The sequence below is a fragment of the Endozoicomonas sp. ONNA2 genome (assembly GCF_024606365.1).
In the GTDB taxonomy this organism is placed as follows: domain Bacteria; phylum Pseudomonadota; class Gammaproteobacteria; order Pseudomonadales; family Endozoicomonadaceae; genus Endozoicomonas.
In genome coordinates, this window is record NZ_JAHHPO010000145.1 from 1 (window position 1) to 5,539 (window position 5,539).

General features: G+C 48.6%; 2 protein-coding genes. Both read right to left on the reverse strand.

Annotation, left to right across the window (positions count from 1 at the left end; genetic code table 11):
- Positions 1–423: 423 nt before the first annotated feature.
- Positions 424–1,698 (reverse strand): OmpP1/FadL family transporter, encoded by a 1,275-nt coding sequence (locus KDK14_RS02655; RefSeq protein ID WP_257263475.1) that lies wholly within the window; start codon positions 1,696–1,698, stop codon positions 424–426.
- Positions 1,699–2,316: 618 nt separating this feature from the next.
- Positions 2,317–5,175, reverse strand: a complete 2,859-nt coding sequence (locus KDK14_RS02660) for a hypothetical protein (RefSeq protein ID WP_257263476.1) — start codon at positions 5,173–5,175, stop codon at positions 2,317–2,319.
- Positions 5,176–5,539 lie beyond the last annotated feature (364 nt).

Below are 5,539 nucleotides of genomic sequence, written 5' to 3' on the forward strand. Positions count from 1 at the left end.
TTTGCCGAACAAAAGCGGATTTTTAGACCAATTTGCTGTCGCCGCAGTAGGGCAGCCTATTCTCGGACAGCCTCCCAGGCGATTCGTCTATCCGATCCCGTCGGGACACGTTACAGCTTGACGTTAATCCCTACAGAAGAGCTGCGTAAGACTTACTCCGGTAAGCGGTGGTGTTGACGATGTAGATAAACCCAGATAATGCTGATTATCATAGGTTTTTAGTAACGGTGAGTATCAAGACAGTGCAAAGTTGGGAACAAAAGGTGAGAAAACCGCTCGGGCCAGCCAGATCGCTACTGATTATGTTTCGCAACAGCCCTGACCAGCAATGGCTCTGCTACATCAATCAAGATAGACCCTTTAATAAAAAAATACCGGCATGAATCGTTCACGCCGGTATTTTATGTCACTTAACAATCGATCTTAGAACTTGTAGCGCAGGGTGGCGTGCAGTGCAAAGGCGTTGGTGTCGTACTTGCCAGAGGGCGATAATGAACCCGTATTGGTCACGACACCACCACCTTTTACCGTGTCGTTTTCAGCAAAGTTATATTCTGCACCAAAATCAAGCCCCAGTTTGCCATCCATCAAGGTAGTACCTGCACCCATGGTGAAGGAGTGAGCACCTGCCGGTGTTGAGAAGGTAGGTGCTGCGTATTCTTCTGGCGTTACGGCTGTGGTGTAGATATAACCTGCTCTCAATGCCCAGTTTTCGATGCCGGTGTACTCAGTAGCAAAGCGGAAGTTCCACTGGTCATCCCAGTTGGCAATAATCCTGTTTACCAGCAAATTACCTTCATTGCTGGAAAACTTGATCGATTCTATATCGCTGTACTTCGTCCAGGTGACTTCACTAAACAGCTTCCAGTCATCATTCAGGCTGTAATCTACACCTGTGGAAAATTGGGTCGGTAATGCTGTTTCAGCAGTAGCGGCGATGCTTGGAGTATGAAAAGGAGTGTTCGCTACATAGGTACTGGCTTCACCGTCTGCCTCTATACTGACATCTGAGCGGTAATTCAGACCCCAGCCCCAGCGGTTATCATCGGAGCGATACATCGCGCCAAGACGCACACCAAATGTGTTAAAGCCGGAAAGATCGTTATAACCCACCAGTGCACCCGTAGTACCACTAAAAGCAGCAGAGGCCAGATTGATATCAGCCTGGGCATAGGTAATACGGTAGGTGCCACCGATGGACCAGTTGTTATTGATCTGGTATGCCAGGGCCAGTCCGGCTTCCATTATCTTGATATCGGTTGAATACTCGCCAGTCATTGGTGTGAGACTACCAACAGTAACCCCTTCATAACTGGTAGAAGAACCACCGGCACCGTAGACACCATAGCCCATAACCAACTGGTCATTCAGGCGATAAGCGCCCGTCAAACCCGCATTGGGCACGAAGTTTCTTTCACCATCGATATAGCTGTTATCGCCTTCAGCAGGACCATTGGTTTGCACAAAGGTAGGGGACACATTCAAGGCAATTTCATTGCCCTCAAGACGGGCCAGACCCGCCGGGTTGAAGAAAACAGCGCTGGACGTATTGACGGAAGAGACCGCTGCACCGGCAAGAGCAGCGTATTTCGCGTCCCACATGGTCGCTTTTTCAAAGCCACCGGCAACGGCATTACCGGTGAAAACGGCAAAAGCCAGCGAGGAAATAACAAATAAACGACCTTGGCGTGAAACCATAGACATGAAACTCCAAAAAATCTGTCACGCAGCACAATGAGGGGGCACTGCTTGACATTGACTGCCTGTAGGTAAAACCGGGAAGAAAAGACACCTTAAAAACGTGTCGTATAAAACTGGAAGGAATAATATTCAGGCTGAGGAAATTATTCTGTTATTTTTTGTTGCTGAATTGTTATAAAAATTTATTTTTTAGCATTTTACCATCTTAGCAAAGTAGAAACCGAGATAGGGGTAAGCGTTTATAAACAAAAAACAGCCACAAAAACAAAACTATAGTAACAGTAGAAACTACATTTTCTTTGTTATAAAACTCGAAGACCCTCAAGGGTATTCAGATACGGGCACCTTATCGCCTAAAGGCGACATGACCGGTCAGCCAAGAGATATCGAACTCACCGGAAACATGGGCCAGGAGGCTGTCCTGGAATAGCGCCCGTCCAGGCGACCCCGTCGCGAGGATTGCAAGAAATTGAGGATAAAATTTCTGATTCTGATGAGAATACCCTGAAGGGCATAAGTAGCGAGGCTATTTGACGAATAAGCAGGAATTTTCAGGTCAATTTATCGCAACCCCGTGACTGCATGGATGCAGGAGCAGTTGCCGCGAAGGGCAACCTATTCTTTAAACTCGCCATCATCATCACGGTAGTTAGCCCGCTCAATTGGACGCAATTGCTTTCTCAGAACACCGAACACATCACGGGGCGGCTCCTGCAATTTTTTTGCCTCTGCCTCTGCTTTTGCCCTTGCGATTTTTTCCTCAATTGTGCCGCCGCTCTGTAGCTTATTATTCATGGCATTTGCGGCGTTGCCCAGAGCTGTTGTGAATTCCTCACTGCCAAAAAAGCCCTGACTTGATGGCTTGCTCTTGGTTACGTTACCTGACTCCGTTTTTATAGTGTTGTCCGGGCCATTGGCCTGAGCCGAGCCGGTTGCTGCAGGCGCTCTCCTGGATGACAGCAAAAGTTCCTCGGAGATCGGTGGTGCAGGGGGCGGCAATGGCATTGTGGCATCACTGTTTTGAGTTGGCTGAGTATCCGGTGGGGTTAGATGCTCTGCTGTTTTTTCTGGAGCGAAGACAGCGTCCGATATAATTTCCAGGTCGTTGGTTAACTCCTCCGGGAGCGGGTCAGATGGCCCGGGCGAGTCGGTGATGTTGTCAGCCTTAGTGGTATTTGAACGTCTGTTCATCATCTTTTCCACGGCTTTTTTCAACTCTTCTTTAAATTCGGCCTCGTTAAACTTTTTATTGCTGGATGATGTGTTGGTCGTTTCGTCATTTGGTACAACGATGTTATCGTTTGCGTTGCTATCAGTTTGCGGGGGGGCTATTTGTTCAGAGGCAGCGGTTGCCGACAGCTCATCCGACGTCGGCAATGAGTGAAAAGAAACCGTTGTTTCAACAGGTTTATAACCGACGGATGATGATATCGGTTTGTATCGCTCAGTAGTTTTTTCCAATGTTTCTCTTCTTTGAGCTACTGCGGCTATCAGTTCATCAGCAAAAGGAAGATTGGCATTTTTATTTTTCTCTGCCGTCTGAGCCCTTCGCCTGGCAACATTGCTATCTATCTTTTCAACTTCTTCCGGTGTTTTCGGTCTTATGTTGCCCAGTTTTTGTGACAATTCCCGAATAAGTTCCGGGTTCTTCCCGGGCTGGGAGGCTTCTGGTGCCGTATCGTGATTGGGGCTGCCACTGCCTTGTGGACTATTACCAGCAATTGGCTGGTTGGTTTGTTTTAGTTTCTGTTTTCTATTTTCTAACTCTTTTATCAGTACTTTATGCAATTCAGTCCGCGCTTTCGATGGCTCTGATGAATTGTCAGCCTTTGCAGTTTTCGGGGTAGCAGGGGGTGTCGACATCTCTGCTTGTTGCACAGGGGGCTGGGTCATTGCTGGCTGAACATCGGATTGCTCTGTTGGGCCAGAGGTCGTAGGTGCAATAGCATCATCGACAGGATTCACAGTGTCAGAAAGGCTGGCCTGCTCAACTTCCTGAGTGCTGATTGATGCTTGTGACCCGGTAGATTGAAGCTCATCCTTTGGCAGAGAGTGATTTGGCTGCTCTGGCGCGGTTTTTACCGGTTCTGTCCAATCCGGAAGGTCTGATAATAGCGTCTCTGGTTCCCCGTTACCGGATGCCTGGCCATCGGTAACCGGTATTTCTTCTTGAGAAAAGAGTTGTTCTGGTTTCGTTTCCGGCAAGGGGGAGTGGCTATCAATGGGGGCTGTTTCCTGCGGACTGTCTGGTATGGCGTCAGTTTGCTCCTCCAGCGCTGAAATGGGCCCGGTGATAGCCGGGTCTGTTGGAGTACTCTGTGCATTGCCAGTTGCCGCAGTGCTTTCTGGTTCTGTCTCAAATGGAGAGGTTTCTTCGACTGGACTGGCCTGCTGTTCACTCTGTGGCAAAGCCGGTTGTGCCTCTTTAGGCTGAGGAGGAATGACGGTTTGCGAACTGTTCACTAACGGGAGCGGTACCGGATAAACCGGATTTGGCCTATTCATGGGTGGTTCGGTGATGGCCGCTTGCTTTGGCATAGCGAAAGCCGTTGTGGTTAAGTCCTTGTCGTTACCATCGCCATTCTCAATATCTGAACCAGCTTCCCTGGCAGTGGTAGCAGAACTTTCCCGGTTGGCTAAAAAGCTTGTTTCGTGGTGCCTGGCCTCGACAGTGCCTTGTTCAATGGGAGTTCGAGGATGAACGGTGATTGCACACCTTCTGTTCTTGAGTTTGTCAAACGCTTGTGCGCCTTTTCCCTGGCCCCGGGTGTCTCTACCTGCAACCTCGTTGTCGTTTTCAACGAGTTTATCTCTTAATTTTTCAGCTTCATGGTCCTTTAGCACTCTATCTGCAGACGGCATCTGATGGCGTTTGAGGGTCGCTATGGTTGTGTTCATTAACTTGACAAGATTTGTCTGGTTTGTCAGCTCTTCACTCGGCGGTATCAGGCTCAGTGGTTTGTCGGGCTGAGACTTAAGGGTGATTTTAACGTTAAGGCCATCCGGGAACTTCATTTTTTTAAGTAGTGCCAGCACCTGTTTAGGGTCTTTAACTTTTTCAGGGTCTTCAACTGTATTTCCAACTGTTTCCAGCACGCCCAGCGAAATACCAACTGCTTTCTGCTCGTTAATGGTGCCGAGGAGCGTGTCTGCCTCTTCCAGCAGTTCAGCCCGTCTCTGTAAAAGTTCTGGGCCTTGGCTATCGAGCTTGTTTTCTTTTAAACCCGTTGTGTGTTGAGCCGGTACCGGGGTAGCTTCTGCTTTTTTCTGTGATGGACTGTCTGCACTTGGTACCACACTTTTCTCTTCAGCTAAATAGCTGGTGGTATCAGTGGTTTTGATTTTCCGGCCCCTGTGGTAACCAACCGGCGCCTCCGCCTCTTTTGACGTTGGCTGATAACTGGGCTGGGTAGAGCCCGGACCTTGGAGTCCTGGCGTTTTGGTACAAAGTGGGTTTCTGGGTAGATTGAACATAATTAAGTAGGCTGGCCAGTTGTATTGTTAGTGGTATCGGCAGCAGGAAAAAATTGTTATCAATCACTGTCTGAGTGATAACTCAATACGAAAGGCATGGCGTACCGGGAGAAGAAACCCGATACGTGTTCGAAGGCCTGGCTCGGTGAGCGTCAGGGACGCAGAGTACGCCAGCTGATCGGTCTGCTTCTATGTTGGGCTGATCCACTCTTTGCCGTGAAAAATATTTTGCTTAACCATTTTACCTCCCTGAGGGTGACGCAAAATATTTTCACGCGCCAAGGGCATTTGCCGTGAAAAATATTTTGCTTAGGAATTGTCTGGAAATAACTTCCACATATTCAGATGTTCCACCGCAATCATC

Bases quoted from the DNA above. Each gene is read 5' to 3' on its own strand.
- KDK14_RS02660 (WP_257263476.1), bottom strand. From the start codon at position 5,175: ATGTTCAATCTACCCAGAAACCCACTTTGTACCAAAACGCCAGGACTC.
- KDK14_RS02655 (WP_257263475.1), bottom strand. From the start codon at position 1,698: ATGGTTTCACGCCAAGGTCGTTTATTTGTTATTTCCTCGCTGGCTTTT.